Genomic DNA, 20,004 nt, shown 5'->3' on the forward strand with positions numbered 1-20,004 from the left:
CCCGCCGGCCCAGCCCCGCTGGCATAGTGCCCCGCATGCTCCGACGGATACGGATCACCCGACGCCCGGCCGCCCTGGCGGCGAGTCTCGCCGCTGTCCTCGCCACGGCCGTGGTGCCCGCAGCGGCCGACGGGTCACGCGAGGTGGCGTTGCGGCTGGGGGCCCCGGGGACTTTTCGCATGTACAACGCCGACGAGGGCGCCGGGGCCGCGAACAGTGACTTCGTGGTGCCCGTCGCCGTCGAGCGCAGCGACGGCGACGCGGCCCGCAACGTCAAGGTCGTGGTGGATACGTCGGGGCTGGCCGGTGTCGCCCGGGCGGCGAAGGGCGGGTACGGGAACTGCACCGGCGGGGGCCCGGTGTTCACCTGCGAGTACGGCGACGTGCAGAACGGTGACGGGGAGGCCAACGCGCCCTTCACCCTGCACGGTGTGGACGGCGTCGAGCCGGGGGACAGCGGGACCGTGACCTACACCGCGACAGCCGACAACGCGGCCCCGGTCGCCGGCACCACCCGGATGACCGTGGGCGGTCCCACGCTGCATACGCCCAAGGCGGAGAAGGCGGTGAAGGGCGTCCGGCCGGGGAAGTCCGTGTCGCTGACCCCGAGGTTCGCCAACCACAGCCGGTTCACGACGAAGCGGGGCGTCGCCCTGCGCATCAGCGCGCAGGGCGGTCTGCGGCTGACGTCGCGCCCCGGCAACTGCTCCTTCAACACCACGTACACCTCGGCATGGTGCACGTTCGCCGCCAAGGCCGCACCGGGCAGGGCGTACCGCACCAGCTCCCCGGTCAGCTATACGGCAGGTGGGGCCGGGGAGTTGACCGGGACGGTGACCTACAGCTGGTCGTCCGACACCGGAACGCCCGACACCGGGAAGCCCGACACCGGGAAGCCCGACGGCCTCACCGTGCGCGGCAAGGGCGCTCCGCTGACCCTGACCAGGACGGCCGACCGCGGCCTGACGAGCGACGGCAGCAGCAGCGTCAGAGTCGAGACGACCGTGCAGGCCGACTACGAGCCGGTGACGGCAACCGTCCGGGGCCGGGTCGGCGACACGGTGAAGGTGCGGCTCGGGCTGCGGGATCTCGGTCCGGGCCGGCTGAGCGACGCGGAGGCGCTGGGCCGTTTCGAGGTGGTCCCGCCGGAGGGGACCACCGTCACCTCCATCCCGTTCACCTTCGAGGACTCCGGCGGCTCCTGGGCGTGCAAGCGGCCGGAGAAGCCCGGCGGGGCGGTCGTCTGCGACATCGGTTACGACGACTTCTCCGAGGTGCGGCACGAAGGGGGCACGACCGCCATCGACTTCCACATCCGGATCGACCGGCAGGTGCCCGGCGCACGGGGCACCATCCGCACGTACAACCCGTACGACCGCACCCCCGGAAACGACACCGCGTCCATCCCGCTCGATGCTTCGCCCGCCCCGCCGTACCGGCCCTACCGGGATCCGCTCGCCCGGGCCGCGGTGGCCGGCATGGTCGTGGTGGTCGTGGTCCTGGTGGCCCGGTACCGGCGTCGGCGGGGGCGGCCGCACAGCCGTTCCTGACGCGAAGAGCTTGTGCAGAGGACCCACCCAGAGCTGACGTACCCGCCATGAACAAGGCAAACTGGCCTGTGCGCTACCAGCGACACAGCGACACCGAAGTGGGCATGGGCAGGGGGCAGGGCAGCTATGGAGCGTGACAGCGGGCCGCGCGTGCCGGAGCAGCGGGCTCCGCGGCAGAGCCGGGGTGCCGGGCTCTGTTTCAGCGTGCTCGGGCCCGTGCGCGCATGGCGCGACGGTGAGCCGCTGCCCCCGGGGTCACCGCAGCAGCGCGCCCTGCTGGCCGCGCTGTTGATGCGGGACGGGCGGACCGCGACCTCCGGTGAGCTGATCGACGCGATCTGGGGCGAGGAGCCGCCGTCGCAGGCGCTGGCCGCGCTGCGGACGTACGCCTCCCGGCTGCGCAAGATCCTCGACCCGGGCGTGCTGGTCAGCGAGTCCGGTGGATACGCGATCCGGGTGCGGGCCGAGGCTGTCGACCTCAACCAGGCCCAGCAGTTGGCCGCCCGGGCGGAGAAGGCGACCGCGGCCGGGGCCCGGACCGAGGCCCGCGAACTGATCGCCGAGGCGCTGGAGCTGTGGGACGGCGAGCCGCTGGCCAACGTGCCGGGACCGTACGCCGAGACCCAGCGCGCGCGGCTCGAGGAGTGGAAGCTCCAGCTCATCGAGTCCCGGCTGGACATGGACCTGGAGGTCGGCGCCCACGCGGAGGCCGTCTCCGAACTGACCGCGCTGACCGCCGCCCACCCGCTGCGCGAGCGGCTCCGCGAGCTGCTGATGCTGGCGCTCTACCGCAGCGGACGGCAGGCCGAGGCGCTCGCGGTGTACGCCGACACCCACCGGCTGCTCGCCGACGAGCTCGGCGTGGACCCGAGGCCCGAGCTCTCCCTGCTCCAGCAGCGGATCCTCCAGGCGGACGCCGAGCTGGCCCGCCCCGCCGAACCCGCGGCCCCCGCCGCGTCCACCGCGCTGCGCCCGGCCCAACTCCCTGCCACGGTGCCCGACTTCACCGGCCGGGCGGCCTTCGTACGGGAACTGGGCGACCGGCTCGCGGCCGCCGAGACCTCCGTGATGGCCGTGTCCGCGCTCGCCGGCATCGGCGGTGTCGGCAAGACCACTCTCGCCGTCCACGTGGCACACGCCGCCCGCCCGCACTTTCCGGACGGCCAGCTCTACGTCGACCTCCAGGGCGCCGGGTCCCGGGCGGCGGAGCCGGAGACCGTACTCGGCGCGTTTCTGCGCGCGCTCGGTACGAACGACAGCGCCATCCCCGATTCGCTCGACGAGCGCGCCGCGCTCTACCGCTCCGCACTGGACGGCCGTCGGGTGCTCGTGCTGCTGGACAACGCGCGTGACGCGGCGCAGATCCGGCCGCTGCTGCCCGGTACGGCGGGTTCCGCCGCCCTGGTCACCAGCCGGGCCAGGATGGTCGATCTGGCGGGCGCCCATCTGATCGACCTGGACGTGATGTCCCCCGAGGAGGCGCTGCAGCTCTTCACCCGGATAGTGGGTGAGGAGCGGGTCACGAGCGAACGCCAGGCGTCCCTGGACGTGGTGGCCGCCTGCGGCTTCCTGCCGCTCGCCATCCGTATCGCCGCCTCCCGGCTCGCCGCCCGCCGCACCTGGACGGTGTCCGTGCTGGCCGCCAAGCTCGCCGACGAACGCCGCAGGCTGGACGAGCTGCAGGCGGGCGACCTCGCGGTCAAGGCGACCTTCGAACTGGGCTACGGCCAGCTGGAGCCGCAGCAGGCACGAGCGTTCCGCCTGCTGGGCCTGGCGGACGGCCCGGACATCTCGCTGGCGGCCGCCGCCGCGATGCTGGACCTGGAGCTGCACCGGGCCGAGGACGTGCTGGAGTCCCTGGTCGACACCTCGCTGCTGGAGTCGGCCGCGCCCGGCCGCTACCGGTTCCACGACCTGGTGCGCCTCTACGCGCGTTCCTGCGCCGAGCGGGACGAACAGCCGCAGGTGGAGACGGAGTTGGCGCTGTCCCGGCTGCTGGACTTCTACCTGGCGACGGCCGCCCGGGTGTACGCGATCGAGCGGCCCGGCGACCGGCTGGCGGACCACCTGGAACCGACCACCTACGACGGCCTGGTCTTCACCGACCCGCACGACGCGCGTGACTGGCTGTACGCCGAGGCGATGTCGCTGCTGGCGTGCGTACGGCAGTCGACGGGCCCGGGCACGGTGCGGCGGGCGGTCGATCTGCTCTGGTCGGCCCTCGATCTGGCGGAGTCGGGCGCCAACTCCAAGGAGTACGCCTCGGCCGCCGGCCTGCTGCGGGACGCGGCACGCGCCGAGCAGGACCCCCGGGCGGAGGGGCGGGCCGCCATCGCCCTGGCCTACGTCCACCATGTCGCGGGCCGCTTCGACCAGGGCAGCCGGGAGGCGGCGGAGGGCGACCGTCTCGCCGGGGACACCCAGGACGCGTTGTCCCGGTGCTGGGCGGCCAACCTCCGCGGCATCATGGCCTTCTACCAGAACCACTTCGAGGAAGGCATCGAGCAACTCAGCCGCGCCGTCGCGGGTTTCCGCGCATGCGAGGACGCGGCGGGCGAGGCGAGCGCGCTGTGCAACCTGTCGCGGCTGCACCTCGTCACCGGTGACGTCGCCACCGCCGTCGACCTCTCCCGGCAGGGCACCGAGATGTACGACCGGATGGGCCACGCCCTCAAGGGCGCCAACGGCCGTTACGCCCTAGGCCTCGCCCTCACCCAGAGCGGCCGCCTCGACGACGCGTTCGATCAGCTGCAGGGCGCTCTCGAGGTCTTCCGGGACAGCCGCCAGCGCCTCTGGGAAGGCATGGCCCTCTTCCGGATCGCCGAGGTCGACCTGGCCGCAGGACGCCCCGCCCAGGCCGCGGCCGGCGCCGAGATGGCGCTCACCGTGCTGCGCGGCATCGGCGGGGACTGGCGGCGCGGCAACGTCCTCACGGTCCTGGGCCGCGCCCTGTCCGGCATCGGCCAGTCCGGCCGCGCCCGGGTGTGCTGGCAGGAGGCGCTGACCATTTACGAGGGTCTCGAGTCCCCGGAAGCCGACCAGGTACGGAAGCTGCTGGCCCCGCTCGCAGCGGCCTGACCGACGCCACGGGCGGCGGCCGTCCCGGGGCTGCAAACGGTGTCCGGACCGGCGTTCATCATTCGTTTATCGGCGCCCGCCATGCTCATTCCATCGACGATCCGTCGCATCGGGGGGCAGACGGATCGACGCGGCCTCGCACCGGGGGAACTAAGGTGAGCGGCCGGCAGAACGCCCGTCCGGTCAGCACTCGGGGGAGTGACCGGACGGGCTTCGGCGCCCTATCCACCGCAGTATCAACGGGAGTTGCATCATGGCGACAGATCCTACGAACGACAGCACGGTCGACCCGGACAACGCGCACATCACCGACAAGCCCACCGTGGTGTCGCCCGACAACGCGCACATCACCGACAAGCCCACGGTCGTGTCGCCGGACAACGCCCACATCACGGACGAATCCGTCTGACCGTCCGGCCGGGTCCTCCACGACGGGGACGGGGGTACGGGGGCAGCGGGGGAACGGCCGCGGTGGCTCGGAGGGGAGCCACCGCGGCCGTCGCTGTGTGTGCGGGTCGCTGCGTGTGCGGGTCGCTGCGTGTGCGGGTGCGGGGACGCTCAGTACCGCAGACTGACCGACTGAACGACGCACTTCGTGACCGACGAGACCTTCGAAGGCTCGTCCATCGGAACCTTCAGCGTCGCGCTCGAGCCGCTGTACACCTGGACGTCCGCACTGCCGCCATCGACGTAGCTGCCGTCCGCGGCGAGGAAGCTCATGGTGACGGTGTAGTTGTGCGTTCCGCTGCCGGAGGCCGCCGTCACGTTCACGGTGGCCGATGTGCGGCCCTTCTTCACGCAGGTGACGACGGCCGCCCTGGCCGACGCGGTGGGCGTGGCGCTCGGCGTGTACCTGCTGGTCGTCGACCCGCTGCTCGAACCGCTCGACGAGCCGTAGTAGTCGTCGTCATCGTCGTAGTGGTGATGGGTGGTCGAACTGCTGTGGCTCTGACTGCTGGAGCACCCGCCGCCGTGCGAGGTGTGCCCGTGGTGACTCCGTGAGAATCCGGTCAGCGAAAGGACCACGGCCACCACGACGGTGCCGAACCTCAGCCGCCTCGTCAATCGTCTTGTCAGCATGTTGTTTCCCCCGTTTCGGCCGACACCGTAGCAGTCCCGTACCGTCCGTTGCCTTGGTCGGCCGCGACCTGATACGCACCCGATACACGGGGCACCCGTTCCACATGGCGGGGCCCCACACCCCGGCGTAGCGTCGAAATCGAGATCCGCCGAAGGAGACCGATGATGATCCGCAACGTCCTTGGCTCTGTCGTGGCTCTTGTCGGAGCGGCGGCCGCCGTATTCAGCCCCTTCCGTATCTGGTACGACGGCCGTCACGGAAGCGCCTATCGCATCCAGGACCTCTTCACCGGCATCACCAACGCCCGGCCCGACACGGCCGCATCCATCCTCATCCCGTTCGCCGTCGCCGCGGCGATCACCGTGATCGGCGTGCTGCTGCGGTCGCGGCTGCTGGTCTTGCTGGCCGGTGTCATCACGATCGCCTTCACCGTCCTGTGGATGGTCCAGGTGGGCCGGGTCCAGCACGGCCTGACGCTCAGCGGTAACGGAACCGGGCTGGATGTGGGCGTGGCGATCGCCTGGGCCGGCGGGATCCTGCTCCTGATCGGAGCGGCCCTGATGAGCGGCCGGAAGCGGCGGCCGCGGCGGGTGGGGCGCGAGTATGCGGCGCCGGCGTCTTCCGGGCCCGACAACACGGGCCGGATCTCGTCGTCCGATCTGCCGGAGGATCTGACGGCTCCTCCCGAGCGGGGGCCTGGCCGGCCGGGGGAACCGGGGCAGTGGGGACCCCGCGAGTAGCGACCCGCTGTCTCCCGGGGCTCTGCCCAGGGGACCGGGGGCGAGTCCCCGGGAGGGCTTCGCGGCGTTAGCCGCGGCCCGTGCCGGTCCCTTTCACCGCGTCGAGCGCATACACGCACCGATCCTTGCTGCACGCGTACACCACCCCACCCCGCACCACCGGCGACCCGGTGATCTCACCCCCGGTGGCAAGCTTCCACCGCAGCTGCCCGCCCACCGCGTCCAGCGTGTAGAGGCAGTGGTCGGCGGAGCCGAAGTGCAGGCGGCCGTCGGCCACCACAGGTGCGCCGACGACCTCCGCGCCGGCCGCGAAGCGCCACTTGGGCGTGCCGGTCACCGCGTCCAGCGTGTAGAGCGCACTGCCGCTGCCCAGGTGGACGTTGCCCTGGGTGACCAGCACCGGGTGCACGGACTGGCGGGGCTCCGTGGCGATGCGCCAGCGGTCCTTGCCGGTGGTGGCGTCCAGGGCGTACACCGTGCCGAGGTAGTCGGCGAGGTAGACGCCGCCGCCCGCCACCGCGGGACCGGGGGCGAAGGCCGGCGCGCAGAGGAAGACCGCGGGGGCCTCGAAGTGCCAGCGGACCCGGCCGGACACCCGGTCGACGGACAGCACCCGGGTGCCGGCCGTGACGTACACGTAGCCGTCGTCGGCCGAGGTCACCCTCACCGGTACGCCACCGCAGGCGGCCGCGTCACCGACCGGGTACGACCAGCGCTCGGCGCCGGTACGGGGGTCCAGCGCGAGGAGCCTGGCGTCCTTCCAGACGTACACCGTGTCGTCGTGGATCGCAGGCCCGGCCTCCGGCGTCTCGAAGTCCGTCTGCGCGCCGGTAATCTCCCAGAGCTTCTCGCCGTTGGAGGCCTCCCAGGCCTGGACGCCGCCGCCGCGGGTGCCGGTGACGAGGGTGCCCCGGTCGGCCTGCAGCGAGTAGACCCAGGCGTCCGTGGTCAGCCGCCAGCGGTCGCTGCCGTCGGTGCCGTCGAGTGCGTACAGGGTGGGCCCGTCGGAGGCGTGGATTCGGCCGCCGGACACGGCCATCGCCCAGGCCACGTCCTTGGTCTTGAACTGGCGCCGACCGCTGCCCACGTCCAGCGCGTGCACCTCGAAGGAGGTGACGTACAGCAGGTCGCCGTCGACGACCGGCGTGCCCCAGACGTCGTTCGACATCCGGAAACGCCACGGCCGCCAGCGCGCGGGCCCCTCCGGGGCGGAAGCGGGCTGCGGACCCGCCGGGGACTGCCGCACCGGTGCGGGCTGTGCCGTTGCAGGAAGGGCGGCCTCGGCGGCGTTGACCCCAGCGGGCGGCCGTACCCACCCGGTGGCCGGTCCGGCCGGTGCGACGGCGTGAGCGCGGGCCTCGGCGACCCGCGGCCCCGGCCCGATCGGCACCGGCGCACCGGCCAGCCGCACCGGCCCGTCCTGCGGTCCTGGCTGGGGAGCGAGCTGGGGACCGGGCTGTGGCCGGCGCGGCGGCTGGTGCTCGCGCTGCGGCGCGGGCGGGTAGGCCGGCGGCTCGTAAGCGGGCATCGGCGGCGGGGACGGATGCGCCGGCCTGGGCACCGGCGCGGGGCGGCCGCCCCGGCGGGCCTCGATCATCGCGGTGGCCCGCTCCGGCAGCCACGCCGACGCGGTACCGCTGTCGTCGCCGCCGGCGGAGAAGAGATGCGGGGCCAGCTGCGCCTGCAGGTCCTCCGGGCTCGGGCGCTGCAGAAACTCCTGCTGCATACACGCGTCGATCAGCGGTCGCAGCTCATCGGGCAGGCCCTCCAGGTTGGGGCCCTCCCTGAGCAGCATGAAGACCGTCTCGACCGGGTTCGCGCCGTGGAACGGCGCGTGACCGGTCGCCGCGAACACCAGCGTGGAGCCGAGCGAGAAGACATCGCTGGCGCCCTTCACGTTGCGCGAGTCCTTGGCCTGCTCCGGCGACATGTACGCCGGGGTGCCCACCGCGACATTGGTCATGGTCAGCCGGGTGTTCGAGACCCCGGACGCGATGCCGAAGTCGATCACCCTTGGCCCGTCCTCGACCACCAGCACATTGGACGGCTTCAGGTCCCGGTGCACCAGCCCGGCGCCGTGGATGGACTGCAGAGCCTCGGCGATCCCCGCCGCCAGCCAGCGGACCGCCTGGGCCGGCATCGGACCGCACTCGTTCACTATTTCCTCGAGGGAGGGCGCCGGGACGTACGCGGTCGCCAGCCACGGCACGGCGGCGTGCGCGTCGGCGTCCACCACGGCGGCCGTGTAGAAGCCGCTGACCGCGCGGGCCGCCTCCACCTCGCGGGAGAAGCGGACCCGGAACAGCTGGTCCTCGGCGAGCTCGGTCCGGACCGTCTTGATCGCCACCCGGCGGCCCGAAGCGGAGCGTGCCAGGTAGACCAGGCCCATGCCACCGGCCCCGAGCCGTCCGAGCACCTCGAACGGGCCGATCCTCCGCGGATCGTGCTGCGTCAGCTGCTCCACCGTGCCTGCCACCTCCCCGTACGGGCCCCGGGGAAGGGGCCCGCTCTTACCGCTGCGTTCAGCGTCTCACCACTGGGCACCGGCCGACGGTGCGCACCCCGATTGTTGCTGGCCGAGGCAGCGGTTGCGAACCCGGGGGCGGATGGGGGTGTCTCGGCATCTTTCGGACATGAGGCGGGGAGCCACCGCTGTCAGGGCCGCACCCGCCGCGCGCTGCCCCCCACCAAATCGAACGAGCAACCAGAAATTAACCCTGACCGCTTTTAAACCAAAGTTGTCCACGGATGTTATCCACAGCCTGTTGATAACATCATCGACTTCCGGGACCCGCCCCTATACCAGCCCGGACCCCATTTGCAGTGCATCAAATCGCGCTCCGATCACCCGTCGGTAAGCTGACGACATGACAGGACAAGTACGCACCGTCGACGGCCGCGTAGCCGGACGACGCGGCCAAGCGACGCGGCAGAAGCTACTCGACTGCCTCAGCGAAATGCTCAGTTCCTCGCCCTACCGGGACGTCAAAGTCATAGACGTCGCCCGCAAGGCGGGCACTTCTCCCGCGACCTTCTACCAGTACTTCCCGGACGTCGAGGGCGCGGTCCTCGAGCTCGCCGAGGAGCTGGCCAAGGAGAGCGCCGGGCTGACCGAACTCGCATCCGGCCGTTCCTGGGTCGGCAAGGCCGGCTGGCAGGCAGCCGACGAATTCGTCGGGGGGTTCCTCGATTTCTGGCGAAAGCACGACGCGATTCTCCGGGTCATCGACCTCGGCGCCGCGGAGGGCGACAAGCGGTTCTACAAGATCCGCATGAAGATCCTGAACGCCGTCAACGGCTCCCTCACCGACGCGGTCAAGGAACTCCAGTCGAAGGGCAAGGTCGACAAGGACGTCAGCCCGGCCGCGATGGCGGGTTCCCTCGTCACCATGCTCGCCGCGGTGGCCTCGCACCAGAAGGGGTTCCAGACCTGGGGCGTCAAGCAGGCCGAACTCCGCCCGAACCTCGCCCTTCTGGTACATCTGGGCATCACCGGCAAGAAGCCGACCAAGTAGGTCAGTCCGGGAGCCTGTCCAGGAACGTCGTCCAGGCGGCCGGAGGGACGGTGAAGACGGGGCCTTCGGGGACCTTGGAGTCGCGGATGTGGACGGCCTCGGGGTGCGCGGCGACCTCCACGCAGTTGCCGCCCTCGTTGTTGCTGTAGCTGGACTTGTGCCATTCGTAGGCGACCTCGAGGCAGGCACCGCCCTCGTTGCTGCTGTAGCTGCTCTTGAACCAGGCCAGTCCGGTGCTCATACCTGCTCCGCCATCCTCTCGATCAGTTCCGCGGACTCCCAGGGCGTCAGCGCCTGGGCCCGCAACATGCCGAAGCGGTCGAGAAGTTGATTGACCTCCTGCGGCCTGGAGATCAACGTACCTCCGGTCTGCCCTTCGGCGTACCCCCAATTGCGCCCGTCCGGTGCGCTGATCAACGCGATCGGCCCGTTCAGCCCCGCGTGCACATGCCGTGCCGTCGGCATCACCTGCACCATCAGGTTGTGCATCGAGCTCATACACTCCAGTACGTGCAGCAGTTGCTTGCGCAGCACCTCCCGGCCGCCGATGGGGCGCTGGAGGACCGACTCCTCGATGACGTACGCCACGATCGGCAGCGGGTCGCGGGTCAGCACCGCCTGGCGTTCCAGCCGGGCCTCGACGTTCTTGTCGATCTCCGCCTCGGAGAGCTGCGGCACCCGCACCTCGTACAGGGCCTGGATGTAGTCCTCCGTCTGCAACAAGCCCGGGAAGAACATGTTCTCGTACGCGCCGATGCTCGCCGCGACCTTCTCCAGCCGCACCCACCCCACGAACGTGCGCGGGTACTTCTCCTCCTCCATCAGCGCGATGCAGGACTTGAGCGCGCCCCGCGCGTCCAGCACCGTGTCCGCGTCGTGCAGGAAGCTGGTGGTCGGGATGCGCTCGCCGCGTTCGTACGCGCCGGCCAGGGACTCCGAGATCAGCAGCCGGTTCCCCACGTCCTGCCGGGTCAGGCCGGCCCGCGCACGGAAGTTCCGGATCAGCTCCCCCACGTGCATGCGCGCCGGGGACGGCTGCGTCGCGCTCGTCTCACTCGCCTTGTTGGCCGCCACAAGAACCTCCTGCCTCTCCACATCGGCCCGATGTGCACCGAGTACATCTGGTCACGCTACGCAATCGCGGCGATGCTCGTAGGCATGACGAGCGAAGATCTCCCGGACTGGGTACCCGCGTCCGGCCACCAACTCCGGCTCGCCGGCATCCACTTCGACGCCATCCGGGTGCGGGGTGTCCGGGGCGAGGCGGTTCTCCATCATCTGGCCAGGCTGACCGACGGGCAGCCGGGACCGGTCGTACGGGAGGTCGCCGGGGGCCGCTGGACGTACTTCCTCATTCCGCCCGGGACCAGCCGCGACTACGACTGGCCGCCCGGCGCCACCTGTTTCGGGCCCGCCGTGCGGGACCAGTACGTCGGTGTGCCGGCGCCGGACGGCAACACGTATCCGCTTCACTGGCGGTGCGATCCGCCGGTGGCCGGGGTCTTCGTGGACCCGGAGGTGCTGCATCAGGTGATCACCGCCCAGTTGTGTCACGAGCCCGAGTGAGAATGACGCCCATGGACGACTTCGACGCCTTTCTGCACACCCTGCGGGTCTGGGACCTGCCCGAACTGCCGCGGTTCGACCCGGACACCGCCCCGGAAGCACCGCTGCCGCTCTTCCGGGAGTGGCTGCGGGCCGTAGCTGCGGCGTGCCAGCCCGAACCGCACAGCATGACGCTGGCCACCACGGACGCCGAGGGGCACCCGGACGTGCGGACGCTGATGCTGCACGGCGCCGACGAGCGGGGCTGGCACTTCGCCTCGCACGCCACCAGCGCCAAGGGCCGCCAGCTCGCCGAGCGTCCGTACGCCGCGCTCGGCTTCTACTGGGCGGCGCAGGCCCGGCAGGTGCGGGTGCGGGGACCCGTCGTCGCGGCGCCGGAGGCCGAGGGGCAAGCCGATCTGCATGCGCGTTCGACGGGCTCGCTGGCGGCGGCACTCACCGGGCGGATGAGCGACGTGCTCGGCTCGCAGGCGGAGTTGGCGCGGGCATCGGCCGAGGCGTGGGACCGCGCCCAGGTCCACCCCGACCTGCCGGTGCCGACCTGGACGCGCTACGTACTGGCGCCCACTGAGGTGGAGTTCTTCCAGGGCGACGCCCAACGCCGCCACGTCCGGCTGCGTTACCGGCGTGCCGGAGGCGGGGGCTGGGTGCGGGAGCTGCTCTGGCCGTAGGACTCACCGAGGGCGGGGGGCGGGTCCGTGCTCAACCGGGCGTGCAGATGTTGGTCACGGAAGGCCTCGGTGCGCTGGGCCTCGTGCATCCCGTCCCGTTTGGTGCCCTCGACGAGGTAGCCGCACCGCTCGGCGACCCGGCAGGAGGCGATGTGCTCGACGGCGTGGCCGAGTTCGATGCGGTGCAGGCCGCCCTGCTCGAAGGCCCAGCGGGTGCACAGTTCCAGGGCACAGGTGGCGAGGGAGCGGTGGCGGTGTTCGGGCAGGATCCAGTAGCCGACGGCCGCTCGGCGCATGTGGTGGTTGATTCCGCTCAGTCCGACGCTGCCGACGATCGTGCCGGATTCGGTCACCGCGAACTGCGCGAGCTCCCGGCGACCCAGGCCTTCGGCGCGGGCTCTGATGGCGGCCCGCGCGTCGGACAGGTCGGCGATGGGCCGGCGCGGGGTGTTCCAGCGCAGCAGCTCCGGGTCGGTGAAGCCGCGCAGCAGTACGTCGGCATCCGCCGGCTCCCAGGGGCGCAGGCTCAGCCCGAGACCGTGGATCTCGGGCCGGGTGTACGGGTCGTGGTCGCTCATGCGGTCCATTCAACCGCGTGATCCATTCGCAATCGGTTCTGTCTTTGACCGAGCCCCATCAACCGAATAGGCCCGTTACGCTCCGATTCATGGACGATACGAACGACGCGCGGCCCGTCTACGTGATCGGAGCGGGACCCGGCGGCCTCGCCGCGGCGGTCGCGTTGCGGGAGCGGGGCGTACGGGCCGTGGTGCTGGAGAAGTCCGAGGATGTCGCGGCCTCCTGGCGCAGTCACTACGACCGCCTGCACCTGCACACCACCCGGCGGCTCTCCTCGCTGCCGGGGCTTCGGATACCCCGTTCCTTCGGCCGGTGGGTGTCGCGCGACGACGTGGTGCGCTATCTGGAGAAGTACGCGCAGTACCACGATGTGGAGATCGTCACCGGCGTCGAGGTCATGGATGTGACCCCTGCCGAAGGCTCCGGCTGGCTGCTGCGGGCGACCGGTGGCCGGGAGCTGACGGGGCGGGCCGTGGTGGTGGCCACCGGCTACAACCACACCCCGAAACTGCCGGACTGGGCGGGCCGCGACACGTACACCGGCGCGCTGGTACACGCGGGCGACTACCGCAACGCGGCACCGTACGCAGGCCGGGACGTGCTGGTGGTCGGCGTGGGCAACACCGGCGCCGAGATCGCCGTTGACCTGGTCGAGGGCGGCGCCGGGCGGGTGCGGCTGGCGGTCCGGACGGTCCCGCACATCGTCCGGCGCTCGACGGCCGGCTGGCCGGCCCAGGCCACCGGCATCCTGGTGCGCCGCATGCCGACCCGCCTGGTCGACCGGGCGGGCGAGTTGATGTGCCGGATCGCGGTGCCGGACCTCTCGGCGCAGGGGCTGCCCCGCCCGGACACCGGGCTCTACTCGCGGGTGCGCGAGGGCGCGATCCCGGTGCAGGACGTCGGCCTGATCGACGCGGTGCGCACCGGTCGGGTAGAACCGGTGGCGGCCGTGGACTCCTTCGAGGACGGCAAGGTGGTGCTGGCCGACGGCACCCGGATCTCACCCGACGCGGTGATCGCCGCGACGGGTTACCGGCGGGCCCTGGAGCCGCTGGTGGGGCACCTGGACGTGCTGGACGGACGCGGCCGCCCGATCGTGCACGGCGGCCGCTCCCCGAAACACACGCCCGGCCTGTACTTCACCGGCTTCACCAACCCGATCAGCGGGATGTTCCGCGAACTGGCGATCGACGCACGGAAGATCGCGTCCGCCCTCGCGGTGAAGTGACCGGAAGCACCGACAGTCAGGCCGCCAGGGCCACCGGTCGGCGTCTGATCACCAGGGCCATCAGCGCCGCCGCCGCGCAGAGCGCCCCCGACGCGTACCAGACCACGTCGTACGAGCCGAAGACGTCCCGGGCCAGGCCGCCCAGGAACGCGACCAGCGCCGCGCCCACCTGGTGGGAGGCCAGCACCCAGCCGAAGACGATCGCGCTGTCGTCGCCGTAGTGCTCGCGGCACAGGGCGATCGTCGGGGGGACGGTGGCGACCCAGTCGAGGCCGTAGAAGACGATGAAGAAGATCATCGGTGGGTGCACGGCCGGGGCCAGCAGCATCGGGAGGAACAGCAACGAGATGCCGCGCAGCGCGTAGTAGACCGCGAGCAGGCGGCGGGACTCGAAGCGGTCGGTGAACCAGCCGGAGGCGATCGTGCCGACGACGTCGAAGAAACCGATCACCGCGAGCAGCGACGCGGCCGCCGTGATGGGCATGCCGTGGTCGTGTTCGGCCGGTACGAAGTGCGTCTTGACCAGGCCGTTGGTGGACGCGCCGCAGATCGCGAAGGTGCCCGCGAGCAACCAGAACGGGCCGGTGCGGGCTGCCCGGAGGAGTACGCCGACCGCCCGGCGGGCCGCCCCGGTCATCGGCGGCGGCTTCGGAACGAACACCGGTGAGCCGTACGGCGATGTGTCCACATCGGCCGGGTGGTCGCGCAGCAGGATCCACACCAGCGGGACCACCGACAGCGCGGCGAGCGCGACGGTGACCGACGCGGGGCGCCAGCCGTGGTGTTCGACCAGCCAGGACAGGCAGGGCAGGAAGACCAGTTGGCCGGATGCACCGGCCGCCGTGAGGACCCCGGTGACCAGGCCCTTCCTGGCCACGAACCAGCGGTTGGTGACGGTGGCGGCGAAAGCCAGGGCCATCGATCCGCTCCCCAGGCCGACCAGGACGCCCCAGTAGAGGACCAGTTGCCAGGCCGCCGTCATCCACACGGTGAGCAGCGACCCCACGGCGATCACGGTGAGCGCCACGGCCACCACCCGCCGGATGCCGAAGCGGTCCATCAGCGCCGCCGCGAACGGCGCGGTCAGCCCGTACAGCGCGAGGTTGATGGAGACCGCGAAGCCGATGGTGCCGCGCGACCAGTGGAACTCCTCGTGCAGCGGGTCGATCAGCAGACCGGGGAGTGAGGAGAAGGCCGCGGCTCCGATGATCGTCACAAAGGTGACCGCCGCCACGAACCAGGCGCGGTGGGGTCGCGGGCGGCGTACGGCTGGCGGCTCGCCCCAGCGGGCCCGGGGCTCGGTTGTCTGTGTCACTGCGTCAGCATCGCCGGACGGGGCGGCCGGAACGAGTGGCCCGAAGGACAGCGTTCGCTAGGATCGGGCCACGCGGGGATCGAACCACGCGAGGATCGGCCACGCCTCACGTCTTGCGGCGCAGGCCCCGGATCGCGGGCACCGCGAACAGCACCCCGCACACCAGTACGTTGATCACCACCCCGGTGACCAGCACCTGCTTCATCCCGACCGCGTCGGCGACCGGGCCGGCCAGCGCCCGTCCCACCGCGAGCATGATGAGAGAGCCCGCGACGTCATAGGCGTGCAGCCGGTTCAGCGCGTCCGAAGGGACGTGCGTCTGGACCGTCGTCGACCACATCACCAGCCAGAACGCGAAGGCCACACCGCCCACGAAGAAGCCCGCGGAGAGCAGTGCGAGCGGTACGTCGTAGGCCAGCACCAGCAGGTTGGCGATCACCCCGAAGAGCGCGAAGGTGCCGGCGAACAGCGGGCGGCGTGGCCGGGCCCGCATGGCGATCAGGCCGCCCACCGCGTTGCCCGCTCCGTTGATCGTCATCATCAGGCCGTACATCGCGGAGCTGTGCCGTTCGGTGACCACCACCGCCTCCAGCGGGGTCAGCGGGCCGAGCACCGTCACTCCGTACACCGTCCAGACCGCGATCACCCCCCACAGCCAGTTGCGCGCCCGGAACTCTCGCCAGCCACCCACGATTTCGGCGACCAGCGTCTCGCCCTGAGTGCGGGCCATCGGCGCCATCCGGATCAGGAAGAGGCAGATGCCGCTGACCGCGAAGGTGCCGGCGTTCGCCCCGAAGACCGTGCCGGGGCCGCCCAGACCGGCCAGCGCGCCGGCCGCGGCCGGTCCGGCCATCGTGGTCAGCGATTCGGCCACCCGCAGCAGCGCGTTGCCGCGCTGCACGTCGGGCACCACCTTCGGCAGCATGCTGGCGACACCCGGCTGGAAGAGCGCGGCGCCCAGACCGTTGACCGCGCTCAGCCCGTACACCAGCCACAGCGGCGGGGCGCCCGACGCGAAGACCACGGCGAGCACGGTGGTGGCGATCAGCCGCATGGAATCCGCGAGCACCATCATCCGGCGCGGGGTGAACCGGTCGGCCAGCACCCCGCCGACGATCACGAACCCGGCGAAGCACACCATCCAGGCGCCGAGCGCGAAGCTCACCGAGGAGGCGCCGTGGCCGGTGTCCAGCAGCCCGGCGGCGAGCGCGACCGGGACCATGCCGTCGCCGAAGCGGGCGACCGTGCGGGCGGTGAAGAAGAAACGGAAGTTACGGTTCCAGAGGGTTTTCGAGCCCGGGGCCTGTACGGGTGCTGGTACCGGTGTCGCTGCCGGATGGGGAATGGCCTGACCGGCCGGGCGCTTGTGGGTCACAGTGGTTCTGCATATCAAGGAGTGGTCTGGACCACCAGACCCGTCTCACGGGAGGTACGCACATGCACCGTCCGCACCGGGTCGCCGTCCTCGCGCTGGACGGGCTGCTCCCCTTCGAACTGGGCATCCCGCACCGGATCTTCGACCGCCCGGTCGGCCCCGGCGGGCGCCAACTGTACGAGGTCGTGACGTGCTCGGTCCGGCCGCCCGGCCCGGTCCGTACCGACGCCGACTTCTCGATCACCGTCGAGCAGGGCCCCGAGGCGCTGGCCGCCGCCGACACGGTGGTGATCCCCGCCTCGTACGAACTCGGCCCGGTGTACACCGAGGGCAGGCTGACGGACGAACTGGCCGCCGCTTTCTCGCGGATCAGGCCCGGCACCCGACTGGTTTCCATCTGTACCGGTTCCTACGTACTGGCCGCCGCCGGATACCTCGACGGCCGGCCCGCCACCACCCACTGGTCGTCCGCCGAACACTTCCAGCGGCTGTTCCCGTCCGTCCGGGTGGACCCCGACGTGCTGTTCGTCGACGACGGCGAGGTGCTGACCTCGGCGGGGGTGGCCGCGGGCATCGACCTCTGCCTGCACATCGTGCGCCGCGACCACGGCGCCGCCGTCGCCAACGACGTGGCCCGGCGCACCGTCGTACCACCGCACCGGGACGGCGGCCAGGCCCAGTACATCGAACGTCCGGTCCCCGAGGCGCAGTCAGCCTCCACGACCGGTGCGCGCGCCTGGGCGCTCGGCCGGCTCCACCAGCCGATCCAGCTGCGGGACATGGCCGAGCAGGAGTCGATGTCCGTGCGCACCTTCACCCGCCGCTTCCGCGAGGAGGCCGGGGTCAGCCCCGGCCAGTGGCTGACCCGCCAGCGGGTGGAGCTCGCCCGCCGGCTGCTCGAGTCGTCGGACCTGTCGATCGACCGGATCGCCCAGGAGGCCGGGTTCGGCACGGCCCAGTCGATGCGGCAGCATCTGCAGGCCGCGCTGGGCGTCCCGCCCACGGTCTATCGGCGTACCTTCCGCGCCGGGGCGGGAGTGAACGGCTGAGCCCCGGGCCGTCAGAGCAGGTGCACCCCGGGGCGGCCCGAACGCACCTGCAGCCGGGCCTGCGTGCTCGCGACGGCCTTGCGGCTGAGCACGGTGTCGACGACCCGCACCTGGGCACCGACCGACTCCTGGCCGATGTCGAACAGGTGGTAGCCGCGGTGCGCGTCGACGACCTTCCAGTGCGGGTTGTCGGCCTTCAGCGGGTCCCACTGCCGGTGGAAGGCCGCCTGGTCCTGGTCGCCGCCGCTGCTGATGGACGTACCGACGAACTCGGCGCCGACCACCGCCGACGAGGGCTCGGCGAAGTCCTTCTTCAGGTCGCTGATCATCGTGAAGTGACGGTCGCCGGAGAGCACCAGCGGATTGCGCACCTGCTGGAACTGCGCCATCAGCGCGTTGCGTTCGGCCTGGTAGCCGTCCCAGGCGTCGTAGTACCAGAGCTTGCCCGTACCGAGCTGGAGATCGGTCTCGGCCATCATGATCTGCGAGGCGATGACGTTCCACCGGGCGGGCGAGCGGCGCAGCCCGTCCAGCAGCCAGCGGTGCTGTGCGGCGCCGAGCATGGTGAGCTTCGCATCCTGGGCACCGGACTGGGTGGTGGCCTGGTTGCTGCGGAACTGACGGGTGTCCAGCACGTTCAGCCGGATGAGACGGCCGTAGTCGAAGCGCCGGTACATCTGGATGTGCGGACCGTCCGGCACGGCGGTCGCGCGCACCGGCATGTGCTCGTAGTACGCCTGGTAGGCGGCGGTGATCCTGCGGACGAAGGCGTCGTGCGACTGCTTCGACGGGTCCTGCGGCACCTGGCCCGCGTAGTCGTTGTCGACCTCGTGGTCGTCGAAGGTCACCACCCACGGGGTGTGCGCGTGCATCGCCTGCAGGTCCGGGTCGGTGCGGTATTGGGCATACCGGTTGCGGTAGTCGGCCAGGCTGTACGGCTCGTCCGTCCCCTCGTGCACCCGCACCGACGAGCTGACCGGCTTCGACTCGTAGATGTAGTCGCCGACGAAGAGGACCAGGTCCGGGTCCTGGGCGCGCATGTCGGCGTACGGGGTGAAGAAGCCCTGCTGCCAGTTCTGACAGGACGCCAGGGCGATCCGCAGGTTGCGGCCGACGGCGAGCGGGGAAGGCGCCGTACGGGTCCGGCCGACGGGCGAGATCTGGCCGCCGCAGCGGAAGCGGTACCAGTACTGACGGCCCGGCTGGAGCCCGGTGGCGTCGGCGTGCACGCTGTGCCCGAGCTCCGGGACGGCCTGCGCGATGCCCTGGCGCACGACCTTGCGGAAGCGGCTGTCGTCGGCGACCTGCCATTCGACGGCGACCGGGGCGGCCGGCATACCGCCGCCGTTCAGCGGGTCGGGGGCGAGGCGGGTCCACAGCACGACGGCGTCCGGCAGCGGGTCACCGGACGCGACGCCGAGCGTGAAGAGCCCGGCGGGCAGGGCGGACGTGCGGGACCGGACGGGGGCGGCGGATCGGGCGGGGGCGGCGGCGTCCGCCCGGTCGGCGAACGGAAGCTGGGCGGCGGCCGCGGCGCCGAGTACCAGCGCCGACCCGGCCAGGAAACGACGGCGGGCGGGGTGGGTGGAGCGGGCTCTGTCGTCTGCGGACCAACCATCTGCGGACATACGAATGGACTCCCTCTGCTCCTGTGTCCTCTGTGTCGTACGAAGATTCACAGGTCAGAGGGCTCGAGCCGTTGAACGCCGCGCGTCGTCCGTATGACGCTTCACGGAAGGGTGGTCCGACCGGGCGCACCAGGGCGTACCTGTCGGGGCGTCAGAAGGACCCGGTGGCGGCCGCTCCCACGGGTGCTCCCGCCACCCCCTCGCATGCCGCCCGGTCCCCCTCGCAGGCACCCCGGTCCACCTCGCACCAGATGGACTTGCCGTGCCCCTCCGGCTGCCAGCCCCACCGGTCCGCGAGGCCGTCGACCAGTTCGAGCCCCCGGCCGTTGGTGTCCTCGCCCTCCGCGTGCCGCGGCCGGGGCGGACAGTCGCTGGAGTCAGCGACCTCGACCCTGACCGTGCTGTCCGCGGGACCGAACAGCATGCGCAGCACGGCCGGGCAGCCGGTGTGCACCACGGCGTTGGTGACCAGTTCCGAGATGATCAGGATCAGCGTCTCGGCGAGCGGCTCGTCATCCCCTATGCCGCACCCGACAAGCCGGGACCGAGCCCATCTGCGGGCCCGCCCCACATCCGCGGGATCGGGTCCGACCGTCAGCTGAACCTGAAGCACCTGCACCGCTCACACC

At 71.5% G+C, this 20,004-nt stretch carries 18 protein-coding genes; 9 read left to right on the forward strand and 9 right to left on the reverse strand.

The annotated features are described in order from the left end of the window. Positions 1–35 precede the first annotated feature (35 nt). The 3 genes from AB0436_RS22515 (at position 36) to AB0436_RS22525 (ending at position 5,037) form a co-directional block, all read left to right on the forward strand. The gene (locus AB0436_RS22515) at positions 36–1,550 is read left to right on the forward strand and encodes a hypothetical protein (RefSeq protein WP_366469706.1); all 1,515 of its coding nucleotides are present in this window, start codon (positions 36–38) and stop codon (positions 1,548–1,550) included. 126 nt (positions 1,551–1,676) lie between these two features. Continuing rightward, positions 1,677–4,628, forward strand: coding sequence for a BTAD domain-containing putative transcriptional regulator (locus AB0436_RS22520; protein ID WP_366469707.1), 2,952 nt, complete (start codon positions 1,677–1,679; stop codon positions 4,626–4,628). A 253-nt stretch (positions 4,629–4,881) separates the two neighbouring features. Then, a complete protein-coding gene (locus tag AB0436_RS22525; protein WP_366469708.1) occupies positions 4,882–5,037 on the forward strand; it encodes a hypothetical protein in 156 nt (51 codons plus the stop codon). A gap of 149 nt (positions 5,038–5,186) precedes the next feature. Here AB0436_RS22525 and AB0436_RS22530 read toward each other — a convergent pair whose 3' ends face one another. Continuing rightward, complete coding sequence (locus tag AB0436_RS22530; protein ID WP_366469709.1) at positions 5,187–5,708, reverse strand: hypothetical protein; 522 nt, start codon at positions 5,706–5,708, stop codon at positions 5,187–5,189. A 162-nt stretch (positions 5,709–5,870) separates the two neighbouring features. Here AB0436_RS22530 and AB0436_RS22535 point away from each other — a divergent pair, with 162 nt between their 5' ends. Then, entirely contained in the window at positions 5,871–6,449 is a 579-nt protein-coding gene (locus AB0436_RS22535; protein WP_366469710.1) for a hypothetical protein, read from the forward strand. A 67-nt stretch (positions 6,450–6,516) separates the two neighbouring features. On the opposite strand, the gene AB0436_RS22540 is transcribed toward AB0436_RS22535, so the two are convergent. Then, positions 6,517–8,913, reverse strand: a complete 2,397-nt coding sequence (locus AB0436_RS22540) for a PQQ-binding-like beta-propeller repeat protein (RefSeq protein ID WP_366469711.1) — start codon at positions 8,911–8,913, stop codon at positions 6,517–6,519. A 403-nt stretch (positions 8,914–9,316) separates the two neighbouring features. On the opposite strand from AB0436_RS22540, the gene AB0436_RS22545 reads away from it, so the two are divergent. Then, positions 9,317–9,964 carry a TetR family transcriptional regulator gene (locus AB0436_RS22545; protein WP_366469712.1) on the forward strand — a complete coding sequence of 216 codons (648 nt, stop codon included), beginning with the start codon at positions 9,317–9,319 and terminating at the stop codon, positions 9,962–9,964. Position 9,965: 1 nt separating this feature from the next. Here the strand turns inward: AB0436_RS22545 and AB0436_RS22550 are convergent, their stop codons facing one another. Both AB0436_RS22550 and AB0436_RS22555 read right to left on the reverse strand, forming a co-directional pair. After that, positions 9,966–10,205, reverse strand: a complete 240-nt coding sequence (locus AB0436_RS22550; protein ID WP_366469713.1) for a DUF397 domain-containing protein — start codon at positions 10,203–10,205, stop codon at positions 9,966–9,968. Continuing rightward, complete coding sequence (locus tag AB0436_RS22555) at positions 10,202–11,038, reverse strand: helix-turn-helix transcriptional regulator (RefSeq protein ID WP_366469714.1); 837 nt, start codon at positions 11,036–11,038, stop codon at positions 10,202–10,204. The genes AB0436_RS22550 and AB0436_RS22555 overlap by 4 nt, the downstream gene beginning before the upstream one ends. An 84-nt stretch (positions 11,039–11,122) precedes the next feature. Between AB0436_RS22555 and AB0436_RS22560 the strand changes: the two genes are divergently transcribed. Continuing rightward, positions 11,123–11,530 carry a hypothetical protein gene (locus AB0436_RS22560; RefSeq protein ID WP_366469715.1) on the forward strand — a complete coding sequence of 136 codons (408 nt, stop codon included), beginning with the start codon at positions 11,123–11,125 and terminating at the stop codon, positions 11,528–11,530. Positions 11,531–11,541: 11 nt separating this feature from the next. Then, on the forward strand, positions 11,542–12,201 hold the full coding sequence (locus AB0436_RS22565) for a pyridoxal 5'-phosphate synthase (protein ID WP_366469716.1): 660 nt from the start codon (positions 11,542–11,544) through the stop codon (positions 12,199–12,201). Here the strand turns inward: AB0436_RS22565 and AB0436_RS22570 are convergent. Continuing rightward, the gene (locus AB0436_RS22570; protein ID WP_366469717.1) at positions 12,150–12,779 is read right to left on the reverse strand and encodes a GNAT family N-acetyltransferase; all 630 of its coding nucleotides are present in this window, start codon (positions 12,777–12,779) and stop codon (positions 12,150–12,152) included. The two genes, AB0436_RS22565 and AB0436_RS22570, sit on opposite strands and share 52 nt — an antisense overlap. Before the next feature lie 89 nt (positions 12,780–12,868). Here AB0436_RS22570 and AB0436_RS22575 point away from each other — a divergent pair, with 89 nt between their 5' ends. Then, positions 12,869–14,008 carry an NAD(P)/FAD-dependent oxidoreductase gene (locus tag AB0436_RS22575; protein ID WP_366469718.1) on the forward strand — a complete coding sequence of 380 codons (1,140 nt, stop codon included), beginning with the start codon at positions 12,869–12,871 and terminating at the stop codon, positions 14,006–14,008. A 16-nt stretch (positions 14,009–14,024) separates the two neighbouring features. Here the strand turns inward: AB0436_RS22575 and AB0436_RS22580 are convergent, their stop codons facing one another. Next, a complete protein-coding gene (locus tag AB0436_RS22580) occupies positions 14,025–15,323 on the reverse strand; it encodes an MFS transporter (RefSeq protein WP_366469719.1) in 1,299 nt (432 codons plus the stop codon). Positions 15,324–15,429: 106 nt separating this feature from the next. Beyond that, positions 15,430–16,698, reverse strand: a complete 1,269-nt coding sequence (locus AB0436_RS22585; RefSeq protein ID WP_366469720.1) for an MFS transporter — start codon at positions 16,696–16,698, stop codon at positions 15,430–15,432. Positions 16,699–16,760: 62 nt separating this feature from the next. Between AB0436_RS22585 and AB0436_RS22590 the strand changes: the two genes are divergently transcribed. Then, entirely contained in the window at positions 16,761–17,747 is a 987-nt protein-coding gene (locus AB0436_RS22590; RefSeq protein ID WP_366469721.1) for a helix-turn-helix domain-containing protein, read from the forward strand. 11 nt (positions 17,748–17,758) lie between these two features. Here AB0436_RS22590 and AB0436_RS22595 read toward each other — a convergent pair whose 3' ends face one another. Beyond that, the gene (locus AB0436_RS22595; RefSeq protein ID WP_366469722.1) at positions 17,759–19,375 is read right to left on the reverse strand and encodes an alkaline phosphatase D family protein; all 1,617 of its coding nucleotides are present in this window, start codon (positions 19,373–19,375) and stop codon (positions 17,759–17,761) included. Positions 19,376–19,526: 151 nt separating this feature from the next. Next, positions 19,527–19,994: an ATP-binding protein gene (locus tag AB0436_RS22600; protein WP_366469723.1), complete on the reverse strand. Its 468-nt coding sequence runs from the start codon at positions 19,992–19,994 to the stop codon at positions 19,527–19,529. Between the last annotated feature and the right edge of the window lie 10 nt (positions 19,995–20,004).

The organism is Streptomyces sp. NPDC051322, from assembly GCF_040689485.1.
Taxonomy (GTDB): domain Bacteria; phylum Actinomycetota; class Actinomycetes; order Streptomycetales; family Streptomycetaceae; genus Streptomyces.

Coding starts and splice junctions, on each gene's coding strand:
- AB0436_RS22515 (WP_366469706.1), top strand. CDS start 36: ATGCTCCGACGGATACGGATCACCCGACGCCCGGCCGCCCTGGCGGCG.
- AB0436_RS22520 (WP_366469707.1), top strand. CDS start 1,677: ATGGAGCGTGACAGCGGGCCGCGCGTGCCGGAGCAGCGGGCTCCGCGG.
- AB0436_RS22525 (WP_366469708.1), top strand. CDS start 4,882: ATGGCGACAGATCCTACGAACGACAGCACGGTCGACCCGGACAACGCG.
- AB0436_RS22530 (WP_366469709.1), bottom strand. CDS start 5,708: ATGCTGACAAGACGATTGACGAGGCGGCTGAGGTTCGGCACCGTCGTG.
- AB0436_RS22535 (WP_366469710.1), top strand. CDS start 5,871: ATGATGATCCGCAACGTCCTTGGCTCTGTCGTGGCTCTTGTCGGAGCG.
- AB0436_RS22545 (WP_366469712.1), top strand. CDS start 9,317: ATGACAGGACAAGTACGCACCGTCGACGGCCGCGTAGCCGGACGACGC.
- AB0436_RS22550 (WP_366469713.1), bottom strand. CDS start 10,205: ATGAGCACCGGACTGGCCTGGTTCAAGAGCAGCTACAGCAGCAACGAG.
- AB0436_RS22560 (WP_366469715.1), top strand. CDS start 11,123: ATGACGAGCGAAGATCTCCCGGACTGGGTACCCGCGTCCGGCCACCAA.
- AB0436_RS22565 (WP_366469716.1), top strand. CDS start 11,542: ATGGACGACTTCGACGCCTTTCTGCACACCCTGCGGGTCTGGGACCTG.
- AB0436_RS22570 (WP_366469717.1), bottom strand. CDS start 12,779: ATGAGCGACCACGACCCGTACACCCGGCCCGAGATCCACGGTCTCGGG.
- AB0436_RS22575 (WP_366469718.1), top strand. CDS start 12,869: ATGGACGATACGAACGACGCGCGGCCCGTCTACGTGATCGGAGCGGGA.
- AB0436_RS22590 (WP_366469721.1), top strand. CDS start 16,761: ATGCACCGTCCGCACCGGGTCGCCGTCCTCGCGCTGGACGGGCTGCTC.
- AB0436_RS22595 (WP_366469722.1), bottom strand. CDS start 19,375: ATGTCCGCAGATGGTTGGTCCGCAGACGACAGAGCCCGCTCCACCCAC.